At 73.0% G+C, this 807-nt stretch carries 1 protein-coding gene and 1 pseudogene; both read right to left on the minus strand.

Features of this window, described 5'->3' with window-relative positions; all coding sequences use genetic code 11:
- Nucleotides 1–280 (minus strand): annotated as a pseudogene (locus FV222_RS30775) (hypothetical protein); the annotation flags it as partial.
- A 200-nt stretch (nucleotides 281–480) separates the two neighbouring features.
- Nucleotides 481–807, minus strand: a 327-nt coding sequence (locus FV222_RS27930) for a LysE family transporter (RefSeq protein ID WP_187277519.1), incomplete at its 5' end; no start/stop codon positions are given.

An 807-nucleotide genomic window follows, 5' to 3' on the forward strand; every position in this document is an offset into this window, starting at 1 on the left:
CCACGCGCTCGCGCGGCGCCTCGTCGTCGGCGGAGCGGACGTTGGCGTCGGTGGCCGGGCTCCAAGGCTCCGGTGACGAAGCCGCCGGGCTCGAAGCCTCTTGGCTCGAAGGCTCTTGGCTCGAAGGCTCGTGCGAGGCGGGTTCCTGCTGCGAGGCCTTGTCCCGTGCGGCGGCCGTGCGGCGTGCGGGCCGTGCCTTCGCCGGAGTCTCGGGGACCTGCGTGGTGTCGGTCCCGCGAACGGGCTCGTCCGCGGAGGAGGTGGTCGGATTGTCGCTCATCGCCAAGCCCATAACAGAGCCGGCTCCGCCACGCGAGACGGATCGTCGCCAGGGCACGGCGATCACTTGAAGCCGCGTTCGGCGGCTTCAGGGCGCGAAGAGCGCCCCGCGGAGCGAAAGCCTGAGCCCGCGAAGGCGGGCGCCGGCGATTGAGGCCGAAGTCAATCAGGGCCAGCGCTGTCGAGCGATGGCCCTGTCGCTCAAGGGCGCCCTGCGAGGAGGCCGAGCCCGAAGCCGACGAAGATCGCGCCGGTGGCGCGGTCGAACAGGCGCCGGAGGGCGGGCCGGGCGAGATGGCGCGCGAGGTGCCGGCCGCCGAGCGCGTAGGCCGCGTACCAGAAGCCTTCCGCGGCGGCGAAGGTCGCGACCAGGATCGCGAGCTGCAGCCCCTGGTCGACAGCGGGATCGATGAATTGCGGCAGGAACGCCGCCGCGAACAGCAGCAGCTTCGGGTTGCTCACGCCGATCAGGAAGCCGCCCCGGAACAGGCGGGCGGCCGACGGCGCCACCGGGTCCGCGCCGACCTC

This window comes from Methylobacterium sp. WL103 (assembly GCF_008039885.1).
Classification (GTDB): Bacteria; Pseudomonadota; Alphaproteobacteria; order Rhizobiales; family Beijerinckiaceae; genus Methylobacterium; species Methylobacterium cerastii.